Origin of the sequence: Natrinema altunense (assembly GCF_000731985.1) — an archaeon.
GTDB lineage: Archaea > Halobacteriota > Halobacteria > Halobacteriales > Natrialbaceae > Natrinema > Natrinema altunense.
Genome location: NZ_JNCS01000003.1, coordinates 164,470 through 187,872, shown reverse-complemented (window position 1 = coordinate 187,872; position 23,403 = coordinate 164,470). Strand labels below are relative to the sequence as shown.

General features: G+C 66.3%; 23 protein-coding genes. 17 read left to right on the top strand and 6 right to left on the bottom strand.

What is annotated here, in order from left to right; translation table 11 throughout:
• Complete coding sequence (locus ALTAJ2_RS07775) at positions 1-693, bottom strand: metallophosphoesterase family protein (protein WP_049900295.1); 693 nt, start codon at positions 691-693, stop codon at positions 1-3.
• 512 nt (positions 694-1,205) lie between these two features.
• On the opposite strand from ALTAJ2_RS07775, the gene ALTAJ2_RS07765 reads away from it, so the two are divergent.
• The 6 genes from ALTAJ2_RS07765 (at position 1,206) to ALTAJ2_RS07740 (ending at position 7,685) form a co-directional block, all read left to right on the top strand.
• The gene (locus tag ALTAJ2_RS07765; RefSeq protein ID WP_007109181.1) at positions 1,206-1,871 is read left to right on the top strand and encodes a 2,5-diamino-6-(ribosylamino)-4(3H)-pyrimidinone 5'-phosphate reductase; all 666 of its coding nucleotides are present in this window, start codon (positions 1,206-1,208) and stop codon (positions 1,869-1,871) included.
• Positions 1,872-2,048: 177 nt separating this feature from the next.
• Positions 2,049-3,923: a gamma-glutamyltransferase gene (gene ggt / locus ALTAJ2_RS07760; RefSeq protein ID WP_007109182.1), complete on the top strand. Its 1,875-nt coding sequence runs from the start codon at positions 2,049-2,051 to the stop codon at positions 3,921-3,923.
• A gap of 82 nt (positions 3,924-4,005) precedes the next feature.
• Positions 4,006-4,536 carry a peptide-methionine (S)-S-oxide reductase MsrA gene (gene msrA, locus ALTAJ2_RS07755; RefSeq protein WP_007109183.1) on the top strand — a complete coding sequence of 177 codons (531 nt, stop codon included), beginning with the start codon at positions 4,006-4,008 and terminating at the stop codon, positions 4,534-4,536.
• 243 nt (positions 4,537-4,779) lie between these two features.
• Positions 4,780-5,799: a hypothetical protein gene (locus ALTAJ2_RS07750; protein WP_007109184.1), complete on the top strand. Its 1,020-nt coding sequence runs from the start codon at positions 4,780-4,782 to the stop codon at positions 5,797-5,799.
• Between the two features lie 100 nt (positions 5,800-5,899).
• A complete protein-coding gene (locus tag ALTAJ2_RS07745) occupies positions 5,900-6,325 on the top strand; it encodes a CBS domain-containing protein (RefSeq protein WP_007109185.1) in 426 nt (141 codons plus the stop codon).
• Positions 6,326-6,452: 127 nt separating this feature from the next.
• Positions 6,453-7,685, top strand: a complete 1,233-nt coding sequence (locus ALTAJ2_RS07740; protein ID WP_007109186.1) for an FAD-dependent oxidoreductase — start codon at positions 6,453-6,455, stop codon at positions 7,683-7,685.
• A gap of 106 nt (positions 7,686-7,791) precedes the next feature.
• On the opposite strand, the gene ALTAJ2_RS07735 is transcribed toward ALTAJ2_RS07740, so the two are convergent.
• A complete protein-coding gene (locus tag ALTAJ2_RS07735) occupies positions 7,792-8,151 on the bottom strand; it encodes a winged helix-turn-helix domain-containing protein (protein ID WP_007109187.1) in 360 nt (119 codons plus the stop codon).
• A gap of 179 nt (positions 8,152-8,330) precedes the next feature.
• On the opposite strand from ALTAJ2_RS07735, the gene ALTAJ2_RS07730 reads away from it, so the two are divergent.
• From ALTAJ2_RS07730 to ALTAJ2_RS07705, 6 genes are all read left to right on the top strand, one after another.
• Positions 8,331-9,020 carry a cob(I)yrinic acid a,c-diamide adenosyltransferase gene (locus ALTAJ2_RS07730; RefSeq protein ID WP_007109188.1) on the top strand — a complete coding sequence of 230 codons (690 nt, stop codon included), beginning with the start codon at positions 8,331-8,333 and terminating at the stop codon, positions 9,018-9,020.
• A gap of 98 nt (positions 9,021-9,118) precedes the next feature.
• Positions 9,119-9,874: an ABC transporter ATP-binding protein gene (locus tag ALTAJ2_RS07725; RefSeq protein ID WP_049900232.1), complete on the top strand. Its 756-nt coding sequence runs from the start codon at positions 9,119-9,121 to the stop codon at positions 9,872-9,874.
• The gene (locus ALTAJ2_RS07720) at positions 9,871-11,355 is read left to right on the top strand and encodes a hypothetical protein (protein WP_007109190.1); all 1,485 of its coding nucleotides are present in this window, start codon (positions 9,871-9,873) and stop codon (positions 11,353-11,355) included. Before ALTAJ2_RS07725 ends, ALTAJ2_RS07720 begins: the two co-directional genes overlap by 4 nt.
• A 160-nt stretch (positions 11,356-11,515) precedes the next feature.
• Entirely contained in the window at positions 11,516-11,740 is a 225-nt protein-coding gene (locus tag ALTAJ2_RS07715; protein ID WP_007109191.1) for a hypothetical protein, read from the top strand.
• Positions 11,740-12,165 (top strand): type II toxin-antitoxin system VapC family toxin, encoded by a 426-nt coding sequence (locus tag ALTAJ2_RS07710; RefSeq protein ID WP_007109192.1) that lies wholly within the window; start codon positions 11,740-11,742, stop codon positions 12,163-12,165. The genes ALTAJ2_RS07715 and ALTAJ2_RS07710 overlap by 1 nt, the downstream gene beginning before the upstream one ends.
• A 66-nt stretch (positions 12,166-12,231) precedes the next feature.
• Complete coding sequence (locus ALTAJ2_RS07705; protein WP_007109193.1) at positions 12,232-13,836, top strand: cobyric acid synthase; 1,605 nt, start codon at positions 12,232-12,234, stop codon at positions 13,834-13,836.
• A gap of 77 nt (positions 13,837-13,913) precedes the next feature.
• Here ALTAJ2_RS07705 and ALTAJ2_RS07700 read toward each other — a convergent pair whose 3' ends face one another.
• Positions 13,914-14,303 carry a ribbon-helix-helix domain-containing protein gene (locus ALTAJ2_RS07700; protein WP_007109194.1) on the bottom strand — a complete coding sequence of 130 codons (390 nt, stop codon included), beginning with the start codon at positions 14,301-14,303 and terminating at the stop codon, positions 13,914-13,916.
• A 207-nt stretch (positions 14,304-14,510) separates the two neighbouring features.
• Between ALTAJ2_RS07700 and ALTAJ2_RS07695 the strand changes: the two genes are divergently transcribed.
• The 4 genes from ALTAJ2_RS07695 to ALTAJ2_RS07680 all read left to right on the top strand — a co-directional run bounded on the left by ALTAJ2_RS07695 (position 14,511) and on the right by ALTAJ2_RS07680 (position 18,363).
• The gene (locus ALTAJ2_RS07695; protein ID WP_007109195.1) at positions 14,511-14,768 is read left to right on the top strand and encodes an MTH865 family protein; all 258 of its coding nucleotides are present in this window, start codon (positions 14,511-14,513) and stop codon (positions 14,766-14,768) included.
• Between the two features lie 149 nt (positions 14,769-14,917).
• A complete protein-coding gene (locus ALTAJ2_RS07690; protein ID WP_007109196.1) occupies positions 14,918-16,939 on the top strand; it encodes a bacterio-opsin activator domain-containing protein in 2,022 nt (673 codons plus the stop codon).
• Positions 16,940-17,193: 254 nt separating this feature from the next.
• The gene (locus tag ALTAJ2_RS07685) at positions 17,194-17,520 is read left to right on the top strand and encodes a hypothetical protein (RefSeq protein ID WP_007109197.1); all 327 of its coding nucleotides are present in this window, start codon (positions 17,194-17,196) and stop codon (positions 17,518-17,520) included.
• Between the two features lie 48 nt (positions 17,521-17,568).
• The gene (locus ALTAJ2_RS07680) at positions 17,569-18,363 is read left to right on the top strand and encodes a hypothetical protein (RefSeq protein ID WP_007109198.1); all 795 of its coding nucleotides are present in this window, start codon (positions 17,569-17,571) and stop codon (positions 18,361-18,363) included.
• Between the two features lie 54 nt (positions 18,364-18,417).
• Here the strand turns inward: ALTAJ2_RS07680 and ALTAJ2_RS07675 are convergent, their stop codons facing one another.
• The 3 genes from ALTAJ2_RS07675 to ALTAJ2_RS07665 all read right to left on the bottom strand — a co-directional run bounded on the left by ALTAJ2_RS07675 (position 18,418) and on the right by ALTAJ2_RS07665 (position 21,618).
• The gene (locus ALTAJ2_RS07675; protein ID WP_007109199.1) at positions 18,418-18,768 is read right to left on the bottom strand and encodes a winged helix-turn-helix domain-containing protein; all 351 of its coding nucleotides are present in this window, start codon (positions 18,766-18,768) and stop codon (positions 18,418-18,420) included.
• A gap of 253 nt (positions 18,769-19,021) precedes the next feature.
• Positions 19,022-19,912 (bottom strand): trehalose-phosphatase, encoded by an 891-nt coding sequence (gene otsB, locus ALTAJ2_RS07670; RefSeq protein WP_007109200.1) that lies wholly within the window; start codon positions 19,910-19,912, stop codon positions 19,022-19,024.
• A 2-nt stretch (positions 19,913-19,914) separates the two neighbouring features.
• Positions 19,915-21,618 carry an alpha,alpha-trehalose-phosphate synthase (UDP-forming) gene (locus ALTAJ2_RS07665; protein WP_007109201.1) on the bottom strand — a complete coding sequence of 568 codons (1,704 nt, stop codon included), beginning with the start codon at positions 21,616-21,618 and terminating at the stop codon, positions 19,915-19,917.
• Positions 21,619-21,945: 327 nt separating this feature from the next.
• Between ALTAJ2_RS07665 and ALTAJ2_RS07660 the strand changes: the two genes are divergently transcribed.
• Positions 21,946-23,094: a M24 family metallopeptidase gene (locus ALTAJ2_RS07660; RefSeq protein ID WP_007109202.1), complete on the top strand. Its 1,149-nt coding sequence runs from the start codon at positions 21,946-21,948 to the stop codon at positions 23,092-23,094.
• Positions 23,095-23,403: the final 309 nt, after the last annotated feature.

Genomic DNA, 23,403 nt, shown 5'->3' with positions numbered 1-23,403 from the left:
TCACTCGCGATCGGCTCCGACGATCTTTTCCGACGACCGCTCGACGTGGCCGGGTCCGGCCACGCTAACGGACTCCCCGCGGCGAACGTCGTACGCCGTCAGTTGCCCACCGTAGACACACCCGGTATCGAGGCCCACCGCCCACTCGCGTTCGATCGGTTCCGCGAGGACGGTGTGACCGAAGAAGACCCGCGGCGGCCCCTCGTAGCGGTCGAACCAGAACGGGCCGTCGTAGCCGTTGCCGACCGGCGACCGCATCGTCAGCACGTCGTCGTCGGAGTGTCCCGACAGCGGTCGGCTGGGGTCGAGTCCGCCGTGGACGACGAGTCCGCCGTCCCACGAAATCGCCGTCGGAAGCGACTCGAGATACTGGTAGTCGACCGCGTCGAGGGCCGACAGCGAGGCCTCGCCCTCGAGCAGTTTTCGCTCGTTGTTTCCGCGGACGGAGAGCAGCCGCGGCGACCGCCTGACGCGATCGAGGACGGCCTTGCTCTCCGGTCCCTTGCGCACCAGATCGCCGACGAACACGGCGAGGTCGTTCGCGCCGAGATCCAGCGTCCCCAACAGCGCCTCGAGCGCGTCGAAACAGCCGTGGACGTCGCCGATGACGTAGACCTCGTCCCGATTCTCGAGGTCGATGTGGCGGTGGTCGAACGATACCGCGTCGTCGGATGGGGTGTTGGCGGTCGTCACGCGTAGCGTCCGAACGATTCCGCGAACCCCGATAAGTCGTTTATATGTTCGGTATGCGATGGTATATACCGACGTATAGCCGAACTGAGTCGCGGTGCCTGCCGATCCCGCGCTCCCGACGATCACCGACGGGAGTCCTCGGCAGCGGTTCCGCGCCACATCCCAACGGCAAACAGAATTGATCCGTAGACGACAAGGGCGACCCCGTCTCGAGGGAGCGGTGGGAATCCGAATAGCCCGCTGGAGAGCAAACTGAACCCGATCACGAACACCAGCGGGAGCGTTATTTTCCGGCTGCCTTCCGCACCCATACAGTCTACGAATAGAACCAGAAAGATTTATTACTTATGTTTTGTTGTGGAACGCGGGTGTTAGCTGTTCGTCGAGTGGCTGCTCCGCGTGCCTCCCTGTCGGAGTGTGTTCGTCCCACGAGGCGCAACCGCCTGCGGTAACTCGAGCGGCCGGAGCGGCGAGAGGGCAGCGTTCTTGACCGTCGCACCCGCAGCGATGGTATGCACGTCGTGGTCAACGCCGCCATGAGCGCCGACGGGAAACTCTCCTCGCGACGCCGGGAGCAACTCGCGATCAGCGGCGACGAGGACTTCGCGCGCGTCGACCGGCTCCGGGCGAAAAGCGACGCCGTCGTCGTCGGCGTCGGGACGGTCCTCGCGGACGACCCGCATCTGACCGTCAAAGACGACGCGCTCCGGGAGCGTCGCCGCGATGACGGCCGACCGGCATCTCCCGCACGGGTCGTCGTCGACTCGATCGGACGGACGCCAACGGACGCGGCGGTTCTCGACGACGCGGCGACGACCTACCTCTGTCTGAGCGAGGCCGCGCCCGTCGACCGGCGGCTGGCACTCGCCGAGCACGCCGAGTTGCTCACCGCGGGCGACGACCGGGTCGACCTCCTGCGGGCGTTCGCGGCGTTGCAAGAACAGGGCCTCGAGCGGCTCATGGTCGAAGGCGGCGGCGAACTCATCTTCTCGCTGTTCGAAGCCGGACTGGTCGACGAACTCCGGACGTTCGTCGGGCCGACACTCATCGGCGGTCGCGACGCGCCGACCCTCGCCGACGGCGAGGGGTTCGTCGCGGCGTTTCCGGCGCTCGAGTTAGAAGCCGTCGACCGACTCGACGACGGCGTGTTGCTGACCTGGCAGACCGACGACCGGTGAACTCACGCAGTCGTCTCGGACCCGCTCGATCGCTGGGCTCGAGCACAGTACGATGCGACTAGACCGTCCGTTGGCGGCCCCTACTCGGACGGGGCCGCTGAGCCAACCGGTAGCGGCACCGTATCCGCCGAAGGTGTTTTGACCGGTACTGTCGACGGTTGGCCGGGTATCCGAAACATGAGAAACCGGATCGGTGGGAACGAAGGCGACGGGAGCACGTCACGGCGGAGCGATCAGCCGGGACTCGAGCGACGCGCGTTTCTGGCCAGCGCCGGAACGGCCGCCGGTGCGCTCGGCATCAGCACACGCTCCGTCGCGGCGAGCGACGGATGGTCGACTCTCGACGCCCGCGGAATCGAGTGTGCACACCCGCAGTTCACGTGTGGGCGGCAGGTGACCGCGGCCGACGGCATGGTCTCGAGCGTCGATCCGATCGCCTCCGGCGTCGCCGCGGGCGTGCTGCGCGAGGGGGGAACCGCCGTCGATGCCGCCGTGGCGTTACAGTACGTCCTGACGGTCACCCAGCCCCACGGATCGGGGATCGGCGGCGGCGGGTTCATGGTGATCTACGACGCCGACGCGGACGAGGTCGACGTCATCGACAGCCGCGAGCGCGCACCTCGGGGTGCGACCGCGGACATGTTCCTCGACGAGGACGGCGACCCGATCCCCTTCGCGGATCGAATCCGACTGGGCCAGGCCGTCGGCGTTCCGGGGACCGTGATGGGACTGGAAACCGCACTGGATCGACACGGGACTCGACCACGACAGCGGCTGCTCACCCCCGCGATCGACCTCGCGGCCGACGGCTTCCCGATCGATGCAGTCTTCGCCGCACAGATCGCGGAGAACTGGGAGAAGTTCAACGACGCGGCGAAGGCGGCCTACTCGGACGCGAACGGGCGGCCCCTCACGGAGGGCGACACGCACGTCAACACCGATCTCGCCGAGACGCTCGAAGCGATCGAACGAGACGGGGCCGAGGCCTTCTACGAGGGTCCCATCGCGGCGGATCTCGCCGCGACGGTCCGGGACGCCGGCGGGAGCATGACCACCGACGACCTCGCGGCCTACGACGTCACGATCGACGACCCGGTCCGCGCCGAGTGGAACGGCGTCGAGATCGTCGGCCAACCGCTTCCGAGTTCGGGTCCGAGCACCGTGGCGGCCATCCTGAAACTGCTCTCGTTCCTCGACATCGGACGGTACGACAGGCGGTCGCCGGCGATGTATCACCTGATCGCCGAGGCGACGAGCCTGGCCTGGGCCGACCGAAACGAGTACATGGGCGATCCCGAGTTCGTGGACGTTCCGATCGACGGCCTGCTCTCCGACGCGTATCTCGAGGAGCGTGCGGCACTCGTCCGCACCGGAGAAACGCTTGCGGACTACGAGGCGGGAGAGTGCGTCGCTCCCGGCACCCCGTCCGGCGTCGAGCCTGCGCGGGGGCCGTCACCCGATCCGAAGCACGGCTCGACGACTCACTTCTCCGTCGTCGACGCCGACGGAAACGCCGTCTCGTACACCTCGACCATCGAGCAGCTCATGGGGTCGGGGCTGATGGTCCCCGGCCGCGGCTTCATGCTCAACAACGAACTGACGGATTTCGATGCCGTCCCTGAAGGGCCGAACAGGGTCGCACCGTGGAAGCGGCCGCTGAGCAGCATGAGCCCCATCATCGTCCTGCGCGACGGCGTCCCCGAGTTCACCGTGGGCTCGCCGGGGGGCTGGACGATCATCACCTCGGTCGCACAGACGCTCCTCCACCGTTACGTCTACGGACTCGAGCCGCTCGCGGCCCTCTCCGAACCGACCGTGTTCACCACGGAGTGTCCGCCGATCATGTGGGAAGACGGCGTCCCGGCGCGCGCTCGCGAGGCGACGAGCCGGTTCGGACAGGTCTGGAGCGACGCGTCTAGCGGTGACTTCGGCAACGTCCAGGTCATCGAAATCGGCGACGACGAACTGCGCGGCGCGGCCGACCCGACGCGCGACGGGCGGGCCGTCGGGGTCGACCGCGGCCGGACGCGGCGTCACGGACGGCGCGGTTGAGGACGCGAGGCGCGGACGGCGGGCCGTCGGAGCCACCGGGATTCCCGTCACATCTTTCCTCGGTCGCGCCGTAAGACGGGGTATGGAACGCGCCACGTTCGGCGGCGGTTGTTTCTGGTGTACGGAAGCGGCGATGAAGGAACTCGAGGGCGTGGAGTCGGTCACGTCCGGCTACGCGGGCGGACACGTCGAGGAGCCGACCTATCGCGAGGTTTGTTCGGGCGACACCGGCCACGCGGAGGTCGTCCAGGTCGAGTACGACCCCGCGGAGATCGGCTACGACGACCTGCTCGAGGTGTTCTTCGCCACCCACGACCCGACCCAACTCGATCGGCAAGGGCCGGACGTGGGCACGCAATATCGCTCGATCGTCCTGTATCACGACGCGGACCAGCAAACCCAGGCCGAGGCCTACATCGAGGCTCTCGACGAGGAGTACGACGACGACGTGGTGACCGAACTCGAGCCCCTCGAGACCTTCTACCGCGCCGAGGAGAAACATCAGGACTACTTCGAGAAGAACCCGAACGACGCCTACTGTACGATGCACGCGGCCCCGAAAGTCGAGAAGGTCCGCGAGCGGTTCGCCGACAAGGTCGCCGCGAAACGGTAACGACGGCTCCATCGAGCCGCGGTTTTCCGGCTACTCGCCGCCCGAGTGAGCGACTCGGGAAACAGGGTTGTCGCTCGAGCGGTGCATCGCTGCCGACGGAAGTAGCGATGCACTGTCCCAAAACACCGACAGCTGGGGGACCGGCACGCGGATGCCCCACCCCGCCCGGTCGACCGGTCTTCTCGCCAGCAGCAGTCCGTCCCCGTTTTATATGTGCTGGTCTCGGCACAGTCTCACGTGGGCATGTCGCGCACGAAATACTCGATGCAGAGCGTTCGCAACGGGATCCGGGAGCCACGGCTCGTCTGGACGGAGCTCTGCAAGTACCTCTGGTCGGCCCATCGGGAACTCTTCGAACTCCGACACGGAAGCGGGATCGACGTCATGGCCGAGGACTGGGACACGCTCCTCGTCCTCGACGCCTGCCGATACGATTTCTTCGCCGAACTGAACTGGATCGACGGCACCCTCGAGTCCCGGTTGTCCGCCGGCTCCAGCAGCCCGGGGTGGATCGACGCGAATTTCACGGGGAGAACGCACCACGACACCGTCTACGTCAGCGGCAACGCCTTCACGGCCGACATCGGCGACGACGTGTTTCATGCGATCTATCCGGTGTCACCGGACCCGGTCGCGGAGTCGGCCGCCGTCGATGCGGCCGACGTCTTCGACGCCCGTCTCCTGGCGGACAGTTACGTGATCGACCCGGAAACCGTCGTCGAGACGGCGCTCGAGGCACACGAGCGACACCCCACCAAGCGGCTGCTCGTCCACTTCCTGCAACCGCACGTCCCGCTCATCGGCGAGACCGGACTCGAGATCTACCAGCGGATCGCGTCCCAGCGGGACCTCTCGTCGGTATCCCGCGGCGGGCGCGGGGACCGCTTCGGCGCGCTGAACGTGCAACTCTACGAGATCGTCGAGGACGATACGTTCGGCATCGACGTCGGCGATCTGCGACGCGCGTACGCGGAGACCCTCGAGATCGTCCTCCCCTACGCCGACCGATTGATCCGCGAGGTGGACGGGAAAGCCGTCATCTCCGCCGACCACGGCGAACTCCTCGGCGAACGGCTGTTGCCCTTGACGGGCCGCAAGTACGGGCACTTCGAGTACCTGGCGGCCGAGTCGCTGCGACGCGTTCCCTGGCACGTCGTCGACGGGGACGATCGGAGACGGATCGTCGAGGAGCCGCCGGTCGAGTCCGTTCGCATGGACGAGGACGAGGTAACGGAGAAGCTCCGGGTACTCGGCTATCGGTAGCGACCACGCTTCGAGCCGGCGTCCGGCTGCTTCGGGCGCGGTCGGTTTCGTGTGAAAGGCGCGATTTGAATAGTCGGCTCGGAGTCCGTCGAACCGACGTATGTCCATTGGCAAACTCGGTCCCCAGGCTGTCGTCACGACGAGTCCGGACAGTCGACTCGAGGAGATCACGGCGACGCTCGAGTCCGAAAACGTCGGGTCGGTCGTCGTCACCGAAGACGACGAACCGGTCGGGATGATCACCGACCGCGACGCGGCGCTCGCGATCCACGACCACGACGATGTCGGGTCGGTCTCGGTCGAGGACGTGATGACCGAACGGCCGGTAACGGTCCACGAGGACGACGATCCGGTCGCGATTTCGGAGGCGATCCGCGACAACAACGTCCGTCGATTCCCGATCGTCGACGACGACGGCGAGTTAGCGGGCATCGCCACGCTGGACGATCTGATCGCGACGATCGGCGAGGAACTCGAGAACGTCGCGGCTACGATCGAAGCCCAGTCGCCGGAGTACAGCCCGTAACGCACGGCACAGTCCCACGAACCGATCCCGACACGGCCGCCGGCTCGTGACATCCCGTTTTCGTCGACGCGACGCCCACCGACGGCCACGGTGAAAGGTACGTCCGTCTGGGAGCCGTTGCTCGAGTATGGACAGCCGAACGGACGCCCTCGTGATCGGGGGCGGTGCCACCGGGACGGGAATCGCCAGGGATCTCGCGCGCCGCGGTGTCGACGTGACGCTGGTCGAGCGGGACGGGCTCTCGTCGGGAACGTCGGGCCGGTCACACGGCCTGCTTCACAGCGGGGCTCGCTACGCCGAGGCCGACGGCCCGGAAGCCGAGGCGTGTCTCGAGGAGAACCGCATCCTGCGCCGTATCGGCGGCGCGTGCGTTCGAGAGACCCGCGGACTGTTCGTCCAACTCGCGGACGACGAGCCGGCGTACTTCGATGCGAAGCGCGACGCCTGCGAGGACCTGGGAATCGAGACCGAGGTCGTCGACGGGGACGCGGCCCGCGAGGCGGTTCCGGACCTCGCAGACGACGTCGATCGAGCGATGTGGGTTCCCGACGGCGTCGTCCTCCCCTCGCGGCTGAGCGCCGCCAACGCGGCCGACGCCCGCGAGCACGGCGCGCGAATCCGCACGCACGCGCCGGTCACGGACGTGACCGTCGAGGACGGGCGGGTGACGAGCGTCGCCCTCGGCGGCGACGCCGACGAAACGGTGCGGCCGACCTACGTCGTGAACGCGACCGGCCCTCACGCCGGCCGGATCGCGGACATGGTGGGGGCGACCGTCGAGATGCGGCCGACACGCGGCGTCATGGTCTCGGTCGAGTACGACGGCCTCGAGCCGGTCCTCAACCGGTGTCGCGAGCCCGACGACGGCGATATAATCGTGCCCCACGGCGGCGAGGTCGTCCTCGGCACGACGAGCGTGTCGGTCGACGATCCCGACGACTACGAGCACGCCGAGTGGGAGATCACGGAGACGGTTCGGGAGTGCGCGGCGATGCTGCCGCCGGTCGCTACCGCACCCCGCGTTCGGACGTGGTGGGGCGTTCGCCCGCTGTACGAACCCGAGGAGGCCGCTCGCGGCGGCCGCGGGATCTCGCGGGGCTTTCACCTGCTCGATCACACCGACGACGGCGTCGCGAACTGTTGTAGCGTCGTCGGCGGGAAGCTGACGACCTACCGCCGAATGGCCGAGACGACCGCGGATCTCGTCTGTGACCGGCTCGGGGTGACCGCCGACTGTACCACCGCCGACGAGCGACTGCCGGGGGCGTCGGAGCCGGCACGACTCGACGCGTTCGTTCGGGAGTTCGACGGACAGGGACCGACGGACGCCGATCTCGTCGGGAGCGAGAGTCGCGACTGACCGTCATCGTATCCGAGCGCGCGACGGTCGTACGACCAGCGCGGAGAGCGTTGCAGTGGCCACGCTCGGCTCGGCGGCCGCGACTCGAGCCGAGCGAGGGCCGCCCTCAGAACTCCCGCTGGAGCTCCGACCAGATGCCAAACGCCGTGGAGCGTTCGATGTCGATACACAGCTCGTTGTCGTCGTCGAGGGCGATCGAAATCGCCTCGAGATTGGCGACGTACCGGGACTTCCGGTGGCGGCCCTCGCGGACCCCGACAGCCTCCTCGGCGAGTCCCGCCTCGGTCAGACAGTCGAGTTTACGGTAGGTCGTCGAGAGCGGCCGGTCCGTCGCCTCGGCGATGTCTTCGACCGTCATCGGCTCCTCGAGTACCGCGATGATCTCCCGACACGCCTCGTCGTCGAGCGCGGCGATGACGCACCCGAAGCCGGGAGTGTCGCCGGACGAGGAAAACTCGAGGGACATTGGGTGCCGGGAGGTTAGGAGCGAGGCCTAAAGACACGTTTGGTTAGGGGTGTCACCGAGCGGGACCGGGACGGTCGGTGGCGACGAATCGGTGACATCCTCCCCGCCCTAAAGGGCGGGATTCCCTACTTGAATTAAGATGGGGCAACTACATGTGCAACCGGCCCGAGGGCACGGGTATGAGTGACGATCGGACACCCGAGTCCACGGTCGAGAACACGCCGGGGAAGGGACGAACGCCGGCGGCCGAGCGGATCGAACCGGCCGCGCCCGAGGAATTCGGCCTCGTTCAGGTCTGGTGGGGCGACGGAAAGGGGAAGACGACCGCCACGCTCGGCATGGGAATGCGCGCCGCCGGCCACGGCTACCGCGTCCACATGCTCCAGTTCATGAAAGGCGGGGCCTCGAGCGTCGACGCCGTTCGCGGCGAGTACAACGCGATGGCCGCCCTGCCGGGCATCAGTTACGAGAACCTTGGTCACTACGGCTGGCACGGGATGGCGGACGGGAGCGACGAGGCCGACCACGAGGCCGAGGCACAGGCCGGCCTCGAGCGCGCTCACGAGTTGCTCGCGGCCGCCGCGGAGGCCGACCTCGGTGAGCCGATCGACCTCGACGCACCGCCCGAGGCGGGCATGCACATGCTGCTCCTCGACGAGGTGCTCTACGCCGCGGATCGAGGCCTGCTCTCGGAAAAGGACGTACACGACCTCATCGACGCGAAGCCGGCCGCCCTCGAGTTGGTGTTGTCGGGGAGTCACACCGAACCCGACTACCTCGCCGATCGTGCGGACCTGATCACGAACGTTCGGAAGGTGAAACATCCGATCGACGATGGCCAGCGAGCGCGACGGGGAACCGAGTTCTGACCGACTCGCTGCGAACGCGCCATCGGACGTGCCAACCGGCAGCACTCCGTGCCGACCAACACAATTATTATCAGATACTGAGAAAGACTGGCAAGCCAATGGGTGTGATTCGAGTCGCCGGACTGCGAAAGACATACGGAACTGTCAACGCAGTGGATGGGATGGGGTTCGACGTCGACCGGGGCGAGGTATACGGCTTTCTCGGTCCGAACGGTGCCGGGAAAACCACCACGATTCGGGTCCTGACCGGACAGATCGAGCCGGACGCGGGCGACGTGAGCGTCCTCGCAACCGACCCGGTCGTCGACCCGATCGAGACGCGCCGGAAGGTCGGCATTCTGCCCGAGCAGGAATCGCCGCCGAGCTTTCTTACGCCCCGCGAATACCTCGCGTTCGTCGGCGAGGTGCGGGGTCTCGATCCCGATCGGGTCGCCGAACGGACCGACACGTGGGCCGAGCGGCTCGGGTTCGAGAGCAAACTCGACACGCTGCATACGGACCTCTCGCGGGGACAACAACAGAAAGTGATGATCGCGCAGGCGTTCGTCCACGAACCCGACGTGGTCTTCATCGACGAGCCGCTGGCGAACCTCGACCCGCTCGTCCAGGAACAGGTCAAGCGCTTTCTCGTCTCCTACGCGGCCGACGACAACGCCGTCTTCGTCTCGACGCACAACATCGACGTCGCCGAGGAGATTTGCACCCGCGTCGGCATCGTCGCCGACGGGCGGCTCGTGGCCGAACGCTCCCTGGCCGACGACGCGCCCGACGAGTCGCTGCTCGACCTCTTCCTCGACCGCGTCGAGGGCGAGGACGCGCGAGACACGCCGGCGCTCGAGCAACTGCAGACATGAGCGAGCCGAGAACGACCGACGGCGCGAGCGCGACGGACGCGACCCGCTCCGACGCCGGCCTGTCGACCCCGCGGCTGCTCGCGATCCTCTTTCGGGAGGAATGGCGGCTCCACACGCAACTGTTCGGCGGCTGGCGGTTCGCGCTCTTCCCGTTCGTGATCGCGCTGTTGACCGTGAGCGCGACCGTCGCGCTCGTCGAGACCGGCACCGCACCCGGGACGGTCGTCGGCGGGCTCCACGTCCTCGCCGTCGGTTTCGGGCTCTACAGCGGGACCGCGGGCTTTGCCGGGTCGGACATGCTCGAGAACGTCTTCGGGCGGCTGTCGCTGTTGCTCTCGTCGTCGACGACGTTGCCGCTCTCGCGCCGACGGCTGCTGGGCGCGTTCCTCCTGAAAGACGGGCTGTTCTACGCGGTCGCGTTCGTGTTGCCCATGTCGCTGGGGGGTCTCGCGGTCGACGGGCCGTCGGCGACGCCGCCGCTCTCGATCGGCCTGTTCTGGCTTTCGCTCTCCCTCGTCTTCGCCGTCGGGATGGCCACCACCGTCGCACTGATCGCCGTCCGCACGCGCGGCGTCCCGTCCTGGGTCATCGGGCTGGGGATCGGACTCGCCGTCGTCGGCGGCTGGGCGACCGGTCGACTGGGACCGGTTCGGTCGGTCTTGGTCCCGATCGACGGCACCCCGGCCGCCGCCGGCGGACTGGCCGTCGGAACCCTCGCCGTCGCGGCGGGCTCGCTCGCGGTCTACGATCCGACCTACGGGCGACCCTCGCGGACCGCGAGCGATCGCTTCGCCCGGATCAGTGATGCGCTGCCGCTCGAGGACGCCCCGCTGGTCACGAAGTCGCTGCTCGACCTCGCGCGCTCCTCGGGCGGCGTCTGGAAGCCGTTCGTCTCCGCCAGCATCCTGCTGGCGCTCGTGGCCGCGCTCGTCGGCGTCGTCGACTCGATCACCGGCGTCGCGCCCGCGCCGGGGATCTTCTTCGGCGGCGTCCTCGGCCTCTCGGCGTTTACGACGTACAACTGGCTGACCCAGTTCGATTCGCTCGAGGCCTACCTCACCTACCCCGTCTCGATCGCCGACGTCTTCCGTGCGAAGCGGATCGCGTTCGTCCTGGTGGGTGCGCCGGCGGTCGCAGTGCCCTATCTCGCCGCCGTCATCTGGTTCGACGCGACGCTCGTCGACGCCGTCGTCGGCGCCGTGCTGCTGGCGGGCTACGCGCTGTACTACTACGGCCTCACCGTCTACATCGCGGGCTTCGATCCCAACGAGTTCCTCTTCGACGCCGTCCGCTTTGCGACGTTCACTGTCGGCGTCGCCGTCCCGCTGGTGCCGACGCTGGTCGCCGGCTTCGTCGTCGTCCCGCCGTCGGCGACACTCGCCGTCGCGCTCGCCCTCGGCGGGATCGTCGTGGGGATCGTCGGACTCGTCCTCTCGAGTCGCGCCGGCCCGCGCTGGGACGCACGATATCGGGCAGAATAGTCGCTCGCAAACGACTGGAATCGGGGCCCAAGGAGACTGAACAGTCGTGAAGGAGGCGAGAGCGGGATAGATCTACTCACACGGATCTCTTTGCTCTCCTTCAACCCTATTAACTTTGGAGAAAACCTTTTAGTAATACTGTGGCGTAATACGACCACGTATGTCGACAGTATCAGCGAAGATCCCCGATGACCTAAAGAAGGAACTGGAACAGGAAGATATCAATGTGAGCGAGGTTATTCGTAATGCTCTCGAGGAGGAAATCACCGAACGTAGGAGGGAAAAACTGAGACGAGACGTGGATTCCCTCAGAAAGAAGGTAGATGATGGTATAGAAACTGATGAGATCGTTGAAGCAGTTCGTGAAACCCGTCAGGAGAACTAATGCCTGAATATGTCTTTGACGCTAGCTCTGTGGTAGATATACTCATTGGCGAAAGTGGTTCCGATTTAGACATCAGCATCTTGTTTGACGAATATATATTAGATTTGACGATGTATGAGGTAGCGAATTCGCTTTGGAAGATTGGGATGGTCAACGATAATCTGACTGATGATGAGTTGGAAGACGCGATTGATATTCTCGATCGACTTGGGACGGAAATGAGACTGAGTACCGTGATTAACGAAAACCTCCCTCCAACAATGGATGTCGCTCAAGCAAACGGACTCACGTTCTATGACGCGGCTTATCTTGCTACTGCAGAGCGGAATGATCTCACACTGGTGACTGAAGATAGCGCGCTTCGTGATTCCGCATGTGATCAAGATATTTCAGTGGATAACGTGCGTACCAGTTCTCTGAGATAACGAGTGCGGTATGAACACGAACCGATAGGACGATACCTTCCGCTACTCAAGTACCGCCCAACGCGGATGACCAAAACTCTCCTCGTCGCCGGAACCGCGAGCCACGTCGGCAAGTCGACGGTCGCGGCCGGCCTCTGCAGGCTGCTCGCCGATCGCGGAATCGACGTCGCCCCGTTCAAGGGCCAGAACATGAGCAACAACGCTCGAGTCGTCGTGCGGCCGGACGCGGATGGCCAGCCGAATAGCGAACGGAGCGGTGATGAGGGAGACAGCGATACCACCGACGATCAGTGGGGCGAAATCGGCGTTTCGCAGTTCGTACAGGCTCGCGCAGCCCGGATCACGCCGACGACGGACTGTAATCCCGTTCTCCTCAAGCCCCGGGGCGACGGCGAGAGCCAGCTGGTGGTGCACGGAACGGCCCACGACCACGTGCCCGCCGGCACCTACTACGAGGACTACTGGGAGCGAGCGCGCGAGGCCGCCGAAGCGTCCTACCGCAGGCTGGCCGCCGATACCGATGTGATCGTCGCCGAGGGTGCGGGTAGCATCGGCGAAATCAATCTCCACGATCGGGACCTCGCGAACGTCGAGACCGCCGCGTTCGCGGACGCCGACATCCTCTTGCTGGTCGATATCGAACGCGGCGGGGCCTTCGCCAGCCTCTACGGTACGATCGAACTCGTCCCCGAGGACATCCGCGAGCGGATCGTCGGCGCGGTGATTACGAAATTTCGGGGCGATCCGTCGCTGCTCGAGCCCGGGATCGAGGAACTCGAGTCGAGGACCGGCGTCCCGATCCTCGGCGTGATACCCTACGACGACCCGGGGCTTCCCGAGGAGGACAGCGTCGGCCTCCCCGGGACCGAAGAACGCGGCGTCGTCGGCGAGGACGACGACGTGCCCGCGGACCGCCGGATTCGGATCGCCGTCCCCCGACTGCCCAGAATCTCGAACGCGACCGATCTCGAGGCGTTGGCGGATGAACCCGGCGTTTCGGTGGTATACGTGCCGGTCGGCGACGGCGACGCTGCTCCCCTCGCTGGCGTCGACGCCGACGCGGTCGTCGTTCCGGGGACGAAGAACACGGTCGACGACCTTCTGGCGCTTCACGAAGCGGGGTTCCCCGACGCGCTCGCGGCCTTCGACGGCCCGGTCGTCGGCGTCTGTGGCGGCTATCAAATGCTCGGCGACCGGATCACCAACGCCGCGCTCGAGGGAACGGGCGCGGACGATGTCGTCGACGGACTGGGGCTGTTACCCGTCGAAACCCGCTTCGAGGGGAACAAGCGCCTCGAGCGGACGACGGTTCCCGTCGACGGGACCGCCTCGCCGCTGCTGTCGGGAGCCGACGGTCCCGCTTCGGGCTACGAGATCCACGCGGGGCGAACGACGGCCGTCGGCGACGTGACCCGGCCGCTGGGCGACTCGAGCGCGGCCCGCGGACGGATACTCGGGACATATCTGCACGGCCTGTTCGACAACGAGTCGGTCCGAACGGCGTTTCTCGAGCACGTCGCGTCGACGGCCGGCGTCGATCGGCCCGCGTGTGCGACGTCCACAGCAGCCGAGGCGGACGTGACTGGCGCGACGCCGTACGATCGTGCGGCGCAGCTCGTCGGCGAGAACGTCGATCTGGCCGTGCTCGGCGGCCCGTTCGATCCGAACTGACTGACCCGATGGAAACGATCGCGGAGAAAACGTCCAGAACGGTTCGGAGCGGGACGACGGACGCGAGTGACCGTCGCCTAGCCCGACTCGCCCCGATAGGTGCCGAGCAGTTCCTCGAGAATGATACACTCCTGATCGGTCTCGTCGTAGTGGGTGTCGATGAACCGTTCGGCAGCTTCGTAGTTGCCGCGCAGGCCGTGTTTTCGAACGTTTATCACTGCGTCGAGGAAGAACGTACCACCGTCGGCCCCGAGCGCTTTGGCGTGGTCTTCCTGGCTGATATCGAGTTCGGACTTGATCTCGTCGAAGTTGAACGTCTTCACCTCGTGGTCGGAGTCGATCAGGGTGAGCACGTACTCCGCGGAGAAGCGATAGAACTCGGATTTACTCTCGAACATACCGTCTTCGACGAGCGCGTCGATCTCTTCGACCACGTCGTCGGGGTACCTGACGGTATCCTTCGCCATACCCCGACACTGGTCGCCGCTGACTAATTATTGTTTCTACTGTTCAGCGTCGTTTCGAAGCCGAAGCGCTCGAGCGGACGGAACCAGTAGGGCCCTGCTCGCGTCGGGGAGCGGGCCGTCCCGATGTCGTACGGTTGCGCGTTCCGCAGTTCGGAACCGGCTAGCACCTGCACGCTTATCCGTTTCGGAGTCGAACTGTGGTCCCTGATGACGGACGAAGCCGAACTCCGCGCGCAACTGGTCGACGCGTTCGAGGGTGCCGAGTACCCGGTTGCGGGACCGATGGAACTGGTTCCGGCGCTGCCGGACGGACCCGGAACGACGTTCGAATCCGGCGAGTTCTCGATGACCGTGATGGAACTGCACGCGAAGACGTCCGGCGGCGACTTTCCGTACGACGACGTCGAATCGCTCGTCGACGACCTGCTCGCGGAGCTTCGAGATCGAGGTGAGATGGACGCGTGACGGTTCCGAGGTCGGTGACGAAATCACGCCGGGACTCGCCGAACGGGCACGAAACGACCAGTAAGCTTTTATTCCACAACATGTCTTGCTAGAATAGAGTCTCGTTGGCTGAATCCGTCCGCGTTCATGCGGGACAGGGAGGAGATAGGATGACCGCTACACATCGATCCGGGCCGATCATCGTCGTAACGGACGTTCGAGAACAGACAAGCGAACTCCGCTCGCGACTCGAGCGGACAACCGACCACGAGGTTCGAACGCTCCCCGCGACAGGGGACCTCGAGGACAGCTTGGGGACGGACGCTACCGATCCGCCCGACGCGGACGGTGAAACGGCGGCGACCGTCCCGAGCGGTGTCGTCCTCGAACTCGACTGTCCCGGCGAAATACAGACGATTCTGCAGCGCGTTCACGCTCGGATGGCGACCGTCCCGACGATCGTCGCGCCCCCAAAGGGAAGCGAGCGGCTCGCGACCGTCGCTCTCAGGGCCGACGCGACCGACTACGTGCCGACGGCCGGCGACGAGGACCCGATCGATCGAATCGTCGCGACGATCCGGTCCCAGCCCCAGTCGCCGTCGGCCGACGACGGCCGATATCACCGCATCCTCGCAAACGAGTTGCCCGACGAAGCGTTCGTCATCGGCGAGAACGGCACCTATCTCGAGGCGAAGGCCCGGCCCGATTCGGCCGACCTGTACTCGACGGCGGCCGACGACCTTCCGGGGTCCCAACTCGAGGATGCCTTCCCCGCTCAGGTCGCCACGAAGCTACAGGACTGTATCGATCGGGCGATCCGAACGGACGACGTCCAGTCGGTCGAGTACGACGCGGAGACGACCGAAGGTCCCCGCCGGTTCGAGGCCCGCGTCGTCCCGATCGACCAGCGAATTCAGGGACGACGCGCCGTCGTCTGGCTGGCCCGGGATATCACCGAGCGGGTACAGCGCGAACGGCAACTCCGATCGCGACAGGACCAACTCGAGACGCTCAACCGGATCAACGCGGTCGTCCGGCAGGTGATCGAAACGCTCGTCGAGGCACCGGCCCGGGATGCCATCGAACGCGAGGTTTGCGAGCAACTCGTCGATTCCGACCTCTATTGCGGGTCGTGGATCGCCGAACGGGCCGGCGACGGGCGGCTGTCCTATCGGACCGGGGCTGGGGAGGCGGAGACCTATCTCGACGGCGTCCGGGATCTCACGGTCGATCAGGAGCGGCCGGTCACGCGGGCGGTCCAGACCGGTGAGATTCGAACGACGAACCGGATCCACGAGGGCGGGACGGTCCCCGAACCGCTTCAGGAGGCCGCCCGCGAGGACGACGTCAGATCCGCGATCGCCGTCCCGATCACCCACGAGGACGCGACCTACGGCGTGCTCACCGTCCTCGCAAGCCGAGACGACGCCTTCAGCGAGCGCGAGCGGGCCGGGTTCAGGCTGCTCGGCGAGACGATCGGCTTTACCATCATGGCGGTGAAGAACCGTCAACTGCTCTTTTCCGACACCGTCGTCGAACTCGAGTTCCGGATCGACGGCGGCGAGACGTTCTCGTTTGACCTCTCCGAAGCGTACGACTGCACCTGCTCGCTCGAGTGGGCCGGCACCACGGCCAACGGACGGACCTTCCAGTACGTGACGGTCGACGGACTGGACGGCGAGACGGTCCTCGAAAAGGCGCGCGACCACGAGTCCATCGAGCGGTGTCGACTCATTCACGACGGCGAGGAAAGCTGTACGCTCGAGATGCAGTTGGCCAAATCCGGAGTCCGGACGCTCGCGAACCATGGGGCGACGATCCGAGACGTGACGGTCGAGTCGGGGGTCGGGACCTGTCTCGTCGAGGTCTCCCAGGACGCCGATGTCCGCGAAATCGCGGAGGCACTGACCGTCATCTACGAAAACACCGAACTCGTCGCCAGACGCGAAGTCGATCGGCCGGTCCGGACGGCGGCCCAGCGCCGAAACCGAATCCTCGATCGACTCACCGATCGGCAGCTCACGACGTTGCGCCTCGCGTACTACGGCGGGTTCTTCGACTGGCCCCGCGAAAGCACCGGTGAAGAGATCGCGGAGGCGATGGACATCTCACCGCCGACGATGCACCAGCACCTTCGAAAGGGACTCAAAGCGATTCTCGGGGAGTTCTTCGAGAACGGCGGCCACAACTAACGCGGGGGAGCGGTCGCCGTCGCCGGCCGTCGAAAGCGGGCTCCGTCGTCCCATAACGACTCCACCCTCGGCCAGCCGTAGCCGATCCGTTCGATTTCGGCGTGGCATTCGGGTTCGTCTGATAGTCACGTTTTCTTTAAAGCGTGCCATATGAACCCCAGCACCGATCCGGTCGGGAGCGCATCGATCGAAGGAAATGACGACGACCGTTCGGAAACCGGAGCTGCGTGCCACCCTGCGAGTGGCGGAGGGGCGTGTTCGTGCCACCCGTTGACACTCTCTTCGAAGGAACCGACGGGCGGTACGTCACCGACTGGCAGATCGAACGGCGACTTCGAACCGGCGCGTGGACGCTCTGTCTGCGACAGCAGGCTCCCGAGAAGGTGCTGGTCGAAACCCGGGACGGGGCGTTGCTCTTGCTCGCGGGGATCGAGCCCGCCGAATTGCCCGCCGGCGTCGAAATTCGCGTCGCCGACGACCGCGCTCGAGTCGTCGATACTCGAGCGGGGCCGTCCGTAACGGCACCGCGCACACCGCTGGCCGACGGTGAGCGAAGCGGTGTAACCGGACACGAGGGGTAGTCCGTCGATGTCCACCCGCAACGGGAGTCCAGCAGTACGATGACACGAATGACGCGTCGCGTGGTCCTCGGAGCGCTCGGCTCGATGGTTTCGCTTGGGGCGCTGTCGGAGGCGTCGCGCGAGCCACCCGAAACGCTCTCCGTTCGGATCTGGCTCTCGGAGCGGGCCGCGACCTACGAGGGAGTCACCGACCGCATCCGCGAGTACCTCGCGGCGATCCGCTCTCTCGAGCACTGGACGGTCGACCTCTCTTTCGGCGGGACCGTCGCGGTCTCGACCGAGAATGCCGCCCGGCTCATGACCCGCGGAGAGTGGCCGAAGGCCGTCGTGGCGGGTGGACTCGGCCGACGCGATCTCGAGCCGGTGGCGGACGTCAACTTGCTGGTGACCGACGGACGGATGGGGGAAGCACCGACCGGATACGGGGTCCCACACATTGCATCCGTCGGCGGGGCACGACACATCGCCGACCTCGAGCCGTTCGACGCGTCGCTCATCGACGGCACGCGGTGGATCGTCCCGAACACGGCACCGACGCGAACGATGCAGGTCCTCGTTCACGAGATCGGACACGCACTCGGGTTGGACCACGAACACGGCGTGGCGATCCGCGACGGCGAAGCCGTGATCGCGACGCCGATGCTCAGTAGCTACGCGTGGGACCCGTCGTACCGGGCCGATCGTGCCCGTTGCGGGTCGGCGATGCCGCCGATGTCGGACGGACTCGAGAAACGGCTCAGCTTCGCTTTCTCGGCGTGTGCCCGCCGCGAACTCGCGACGTACGACGGCGGACTCTTCTCGGACGCCGTCGGAACGGATCGAGACCCGATCGCGACCGGATAGTTGCCACTACGGCCGATACCGAACGGCCGACGGCGCGATCGAACGGCCGTGCGGTTATTCGTCGGTTTCGTCGTCGTTCTCACCGCGGGCGAAACTGGCCTGGGACTCTCCGTTCTGGTCCGCGGCGGCGTTTGGCCCGTCGATGAGCGCCTCGAAGTCGTCGACTTCGTCGTACTGGTCTCGGTACACCAGCGCCGCCTTCCCCGTCGAGGAGATCTCGTAGAGACCGGATCGCTCGGCGGGACCGATCTTCCGGACGAGCCCGTAATCCTCGAGCACCGGCAGTCTGGTGTTGATGTTCTTTCGGCTCTTTCCCGTGTGTGCAGCCAGGTTCGTTGCGACGTTTCGTCCCTTGTCCTCGAGCGCCTCGAGAATCAGGAAATCAGTTGGTTGGCGGAGTTTCACTCTCGTTCACTCTCGTACCGGACTATATTTCCAGTGGTAACTAATACTTTCGGCTCGAGACGAGTTGTTTCTGTTGGTTATTCCCATCAGCAACCTTAAGTAGTGGGCGTACATACGATCCCGGTGGGTGGGCCGAGCGATCGCGGACGGTTCCCCGACCGTCAGTGCCGGACCGAGCAGAGTCCCGGTACGCCGCTCCCCCATACCGGACTCGGTCCCGATTTGCCCATACTCGGCTCCCACCCGCCCCACTCTAGCCGTTCCCGTTTTCCTCGTGATCCGTGCGTGACCACGAGTCGCTCTCGAGAGCCGATTCGGGCCCTCGTCGCCGTACTCGGTTGCCGCGTTCGTTCTGGATCGTTTCGAGCCACGAGAGAAACGACGCGACATCGGCGGGTGACGCGACCCGATAGGACGCACTCGAGGGCGCGTCGTCGCCGACTCGGATGCCGATTCCGTCCGGTTCGACGGCACGGAACGCCGATTCGTCGGTAACGTCGTCTCCGATGTAGACGACGGCCGTTCCGGGGGGCTCGGCGGCGGCGATCAACTCGACCGCGTTGCCCTTGCCCCACGGCAAATCGGGTCCGATCTCGAGGATTCGTTTCCCGGTCGAAATCTCGAGGACGTCACCGCCGAAGCGGTCGACGAGATCGTGGGTGATCCGCCGGACGGTCGTCTCGGCGGCCGCCGGAACGGATCTGAGATGGACCGTTCCGGTCAGGCGCTTGTTCTCGACCCGACAGTTCGGCACGGACACCAGCACGGTCTCGAGCATCGCACAGAGTCGCTCGACTCGTATCGCACGTTTGCGTGCAACTGGATGGACGGCGACCGACCCGTTTCGAGCGAGTTCCAGTCCGTGATTGCCGGCGTAGATCGTCGGTCCGTCGATCCGCTCGCGGACGTCCGTCAGTGCGCGCCCGCTGACGACCGCCGTCGTCACGCCCGGTGTCTCCGCGAGCGCGGTCACTGCCCGTTGATTCGACTCGGTCGGGACCGCCGCATCCGGATCGTCGACGATCGGCGCGAGCGTCCCGTCGAAATCCAGACAGACCAGCAGTCCAGCGGCGTCCGCGAGCGTCGCCCGGACCCGCGACAACCGTTCCCAGAGCGGCCGTGGCGTTGTCTCGGTCGCAGTCATCGCTACACCGGCGGCGTCCGTTCCCGGGAATCGGAGTCGGTGTCGGTGTTCGTTTCGCTGCGCCCACGATCGCCGTGTACCCGCCTGATCCAGTCGAACTGAGTCGCCATCCACGACTCGAGGTCGCCGTCGAACACGCGCTGGCGGAGCGTGTTCATCCGCCGTCGCCGTTCGTACGACGACATCGAGAGCGCGTGCTCGAGTTGCGCCGCGAACCCGTCGATATCGGTCGGATCGATCGTCAGCGCGTGCGACCCAAGACGTTCGTGCGCCCCGGTCCGATCGCTCAGCACCAGCGCGTCGTCGCCGTCGACGCTCGCGGCGACGTACTCCTGTGCGACGAGGTTCATGCCGTCGATCAGCGGACTGACCACCATCACGTCCGCGCGGCGGTAGAGCGCGCAGATGTCCGCCTGGGACAGCACGTCCTCGGTGTAGACGATCGGTCGCCAGCCGTCGGTTTCGAAGCGGCGGTTGATCCGCCGGACCTCGCCGCGGACGAGTTCGCCGTATCGCTCGTAGGTTTCGATGTCGGTCCGGGAGGGTGTCGCCTTCTGGACGAAAGTAAACGCGCCGCGCCACTCCGGATTCCGCTCGAGGAGTCGCTCGAGGGCCGCCAGCCGTTCGGGAATACCTTTCGTGTAGTCGAGCCGGTCCAGCCCCAGCCCGATCGTCGTCCCCTGGGGAATCCCGTACTCCTCGAGTAGGTCCGAAAGCCGGTCGGGATCGTCCGCCCGGGCGTCCCGCTCGTACGCGTCGGCATCGACGCCCATCGGCGTCGCCACGACGCGAGTCGTTTGCCCGTCGTAGCGAACCGTTCCATGGGAGTGGTCGACGGTCGCGGTCGGGAGGAAGCGATCGACGCAGTGCAGGAACTGCTCGGCGTACTGATCGACGTGGAAGCCGATCAGGTCGTTGCCCAGCACCCCCTCGAGAACGCGGCCGGCGGCGGGGCACTGCCGGAACGTCGCCGGCGACGGCCACGGGATGTGCCAGAAGTGCGCGACGGTCGCCCCGGCGGGCACCGAGTTCCGAATCATCCGCGGCGCGAGCGCGAGGTGGTAGTCCTGCATCCAGACGACGGACTCGTCCGTCGCGTGGTCGGCCACCGCCTCGGCGAAGCGCTCGTTGACCGTCCGGTACCAGTCGAAGTCGGTCGGCCGGTTCTCGATCAGGTCGGGAAAGCCGTGACAGAGCGGCCAGAGCACGCGATTACTGAACCCGTAGTAGTAGGAGTCGACGGCTTCATCCGAGAGGTCCAGCCGGCGGAGCGTATAGGCCCCCTCATCCGGCGGGACGGCCACGCAGTTCCGCTCGTCGGTCACGTCGAAGTCAGCGTCGCCGTCGCCCCAGGCGATCCAGGTCCCGTCGGTTCGTTGCATGACGGGATCGAGACCCGCGGTTAGACCGCCTGTCGGCTCGTCGACCGTGATCGATTGCGTCTCGGCCGCGGAACGGCCACCGCCGTCCGTTCCCGTCCGCGGGGGTCCCGTTCCGTCGGGGCTCGTCGCGCCGTCGTCCGACGGCGCGGTGGCGTCTTCGTCTCGGTACTCGTGACGATACGGTTGCCGGTTCGAAACAACGATCAGCGAACCGGGACAGCTGGGGCCGTCGGACGCGGACTCCTCGTCCGTTCGGCCGCGACCGTCGGCCCCTCGCTGTCGATTTCGTACAGTCGTCGACGACAACCGCTCGGGAACTCGCATTCGCTGAAATACCACAGCATCCCGACGGGTTGCTTCGCCGCTTGCGATCGCCAGGGGGTTAATACGTTCCCGTTAGCACTCGCGGCGTCCCGACTGTTCGACCACCGGAACAGTCGCCGCTCGAGACCGATCCCGGACGTGCCGGGACGCGGGGCGTGTGCTGCACCGCGGTGATGGAAACGGGACACACCCAACTGGCCGAGACGCGAGCGACGCACCCCGCTGGCGAAGCGACCAGTGCGTGGTGGCAGCCGGGAGCCGACGACACCTCACCGCCGATGTCGCCAGAACCAAACGTTGATTTCTCGCTCGAGCGAAGCCCCGCCCATGCAACCCCCGTTCGAGCGCCGGATCGCGGCCAGTCAGCGCCGACTCGAGGATGCGGAGGCCGACCTGGCCGTCTGCTTCCCGAGTCCGAATCTGACCTATCTGACCGGTTTCGAGGAGACGCCGTCCGAGCGACACCTCTTGCTGTTCGTTCCCGAGCACGGCGATCCCGCCCTCGTCGCGCCGGCGATGTACGAGGACCAACTCTCCGACCTTCCGATCCCGGCCCTGCAGCTGCGGCCGTGGACCGACGCTGACGACCCGCTCGAGGAGGTCGCGACCGTGCTCGAGGGGTATCGCCTCGGCGGCTCCGACCCGGCGACCGTCCTCGTCGACGATCGACTGTGGGCGACGTTCACCCAGGACCTCCGGGAACTGTGTCCGGACGCCGAGTTCGGGCTCGCCAGTACCGTCCTCGAGCCGCTGCGAATCCGGAAAGACGACGTCGAACTCGACGCGCTCCGGCGGGCCGGCGCGATCGCGGATCGGGTCTCGCTCGAGATCCGCGACCGCGGCGACGACCTCGTCGGGACGACCGAATCGGAACTGGCGGCGGAGATCGACCGCCTGCTCGCCGCCCACGGGGGCGAGGAGCCCGCCTTCGAAACGATCGTCGCCGCCGGCCCGAACGGAGCCCGGCCACACCACCACAGCGGCTCGCGGCCGATCGAGGCCGGCGACCCGATCGTCCTGGATTTCGGCGCGTTCGTCGCGGCCGATCTCGAGGGCGGAACGGGCCGGTATCCGGGCGATCAAACGCGAACGATCGTCGTCGGCGACCCCCCTGCGACATACGAGCACGTCCACGACACCGTCAGGGAGGCACAGGAAGCCGCGATCGACGCCGTCGAACCCGGCGTCGAAGCCGGTGCGATCGATCGCGCCGCCCGGTCGGTCATCGAAGCGGCCGGCTACGGCGACGCCTTCGTCCATCGAACCGGTCACGGCGTCGGGCTCGAGGTCCACGAACCGCCCTACATCGTCGCCGGCAACGACCGCGAACTCGAGCCCGGCATGGTCTTCAGCGTCGAACCGGGGATCTACCTCGATGGGCAGTTCGGCGTCAGAATCGAGGATCTCGTCGTCGTGACCGACGACGGTGCCGAGCGACTGAACGACACGCCGCGAGGCTGGGAAAGCGGCCGCTGAGTTCCGCTCGAGTCGGTCGATGGCTCGGCCGCGTCGAACGGGGACACCGTGTTTCCGGTGAAATCCGATCGGTCGCCGGAGATACGAGGCTGGGGCCGGGACGGGGGCACACACCGCGTTTCCGGTGAACGGCTCTCGGCGACTCCGATCGAAGTCCGAGGCGTCGGCACACCGGATTTCCGGTGAATTTACCGACCGGCGATGTTTATGGAATATCAGGTCCGGCTGGGCGGATCAAAGCAGTGCGAACTGCTCTCACCCACACCGTGTTTCCGGTGAAACGACGTCGGGTTGCGGACCGATGTCGAC

What these genes read in the sequence shown, in the direction of transcription:
- ALTAJ2_RS07710 (WP_007109192.1), top strand. Translation starts at nt 11,740, where the DNA reads ATGCCTGAATATGTCTTTGACGCTAGCTCTGTGGTAGATATACTCATT.
- msrA (WP_007109183.1), top strand. Translation starts at nt 4,006, where the DNA reads ATGGAACGCGCCACGTTCGGCGGCGGTTGTTTCTGGTGTACGGAAGCG.
- ALTAJ2_RS07730 (WP_007109188.1), top strand. Translation starts at nt 8,331, where the DNA reads ATGAGTGACGATCGGACACCCGAGTCCACGGTCGAGAACACGCCGGGG.
- ALTAJ2_RS07735 (WP_007109187.1), bottom strand. Translation starts at nt 8,151, where the DNA reads ATGTCCCTCGAGTTTTCCTCGTCCGGCGACACTCCCGGCTTCGGGTGC.
- ALTAJ2_RS07725 (WP_049900232.1), top strand. Translation starts at nt 9,119, where the DNA reads ATGGGTGTGATTCGAGTCGCCGGACTGCGAAAGACATACGGAACTGTC.
- ALTAJ2_RS07745 (WP_007109185.1), top strand. Translation starts at nt 5,900, where the DNA reads ATGTCCATTGGCAAACTCGGTCCCCAGGCTGTCGTCACGACGAGTCCG.
- ALTAJ2_RS07720 (WP_007109190.1), top strand. Translation starts at nt 9,871, where the DNA reads ATGAGCGAGCCGAGAACGACCGACGGCGCGAGCGCGACGGACGCGACC.
- ALTAJ2_RS07665 (WP_007109201.1), bottom strand. Translation starts at nt 21,618, where the DNA reads ATGCGAGTTCCCGAGCGGTTGTCGTCGACGACTGTACGAAATCGACAG.
- ALTAJ2_RS07695 (WP_007109195.1), top strand. Translation starts at nt 14,511, where the DNA reads ATGACGGACGAAGCCGAACTCCGCGCGCAACTGGTCGACGCGTTCGAG.
- otsB (WP_007109200.1), bottom strand. Translation starts at nt 19,912, where the DNA reads ATGACTGCGACCGAGACAACGCCACGGCCGCTCTGGGAACGGTTGTCG.
- ALTAJ2_RS07700 (WP_007109194.1), bottom strand. Translation starts at nt 14,303, where the DNA reads ATGGCGAAGGATACCGTCAGGTACCCCGACGACGTGGTCGAAGAGATC.
- ALTAJ2_RS07680 (WP_007109198.1), top strand. Translation starts at nt 17,569, where the DNA reads ATGACGCGTCGCGTGGTCCTCGGAGCGCTCGGCTCGATGGTTTCGCTT.
- ALTAJ2_RS07690 (WP_007109196.1), top strand. Translation starts at nt 14,918, where the DNA reads ATGACCGCTACACATCGATCCGGGCCGATCATCGTCGTAACGGACGTT.
- ggt (WP_007109182.1), top strand. Translation starts at nt 2,049, where the DNA reads ATGAGAAACCGGATCGGTGGGAACGAAGGCGACGGGAGCACGTCACGG.
- ALTAJ2_RS07705 (WP_007109193.1), top strand. Translation starts at nt 12,232, where the DNA reads ATGACCAAAACTCTCCTCGTCGCCGGAACCGCGAGCCACGTCGGCAAG.
- ALTAJ2_RS07740 (WP_007109186.1), top strand. Translation starts at nt 6,453, where the DNA reads ATGGACAGCCGAACGGACGCCCTCGTGATCGGGGGCGGTGCCACCGGG.
- ALTAJ2_RS07715 (WP_007109191.1), top strand. Translation starts at nt 11,516, where the DNA reads ATGTCGACAGTATCAGCGAAGATCCCCGATGACCTAAAGAAGGAACTG.
- ALTAJ2_RS07660 (WP_007109202.1), top strand. Translation starts at nt 21,946, where the DNA reads ATGCAACCCCCGTTCGAGCGCCGGATCGCGGCCAGTCAGCGCCGACTC.
- ALTAJ2_RS07750 (WP_007109184.1), top strand. Translation starts at nt 4,780, where the DNA reads ATGTCGCGCACGAAATACTCGATGCAGAGCGTTCGCAACGGGATCCGG.
- ALTAJ2_RS07765 (WP_007109181.1), top strand. Translation starts at nt 1,206, where the DNA reads ATGCACGTCGTGGTCAACGCCGCCATGAGCGCCGACGGGAAACTCTCC.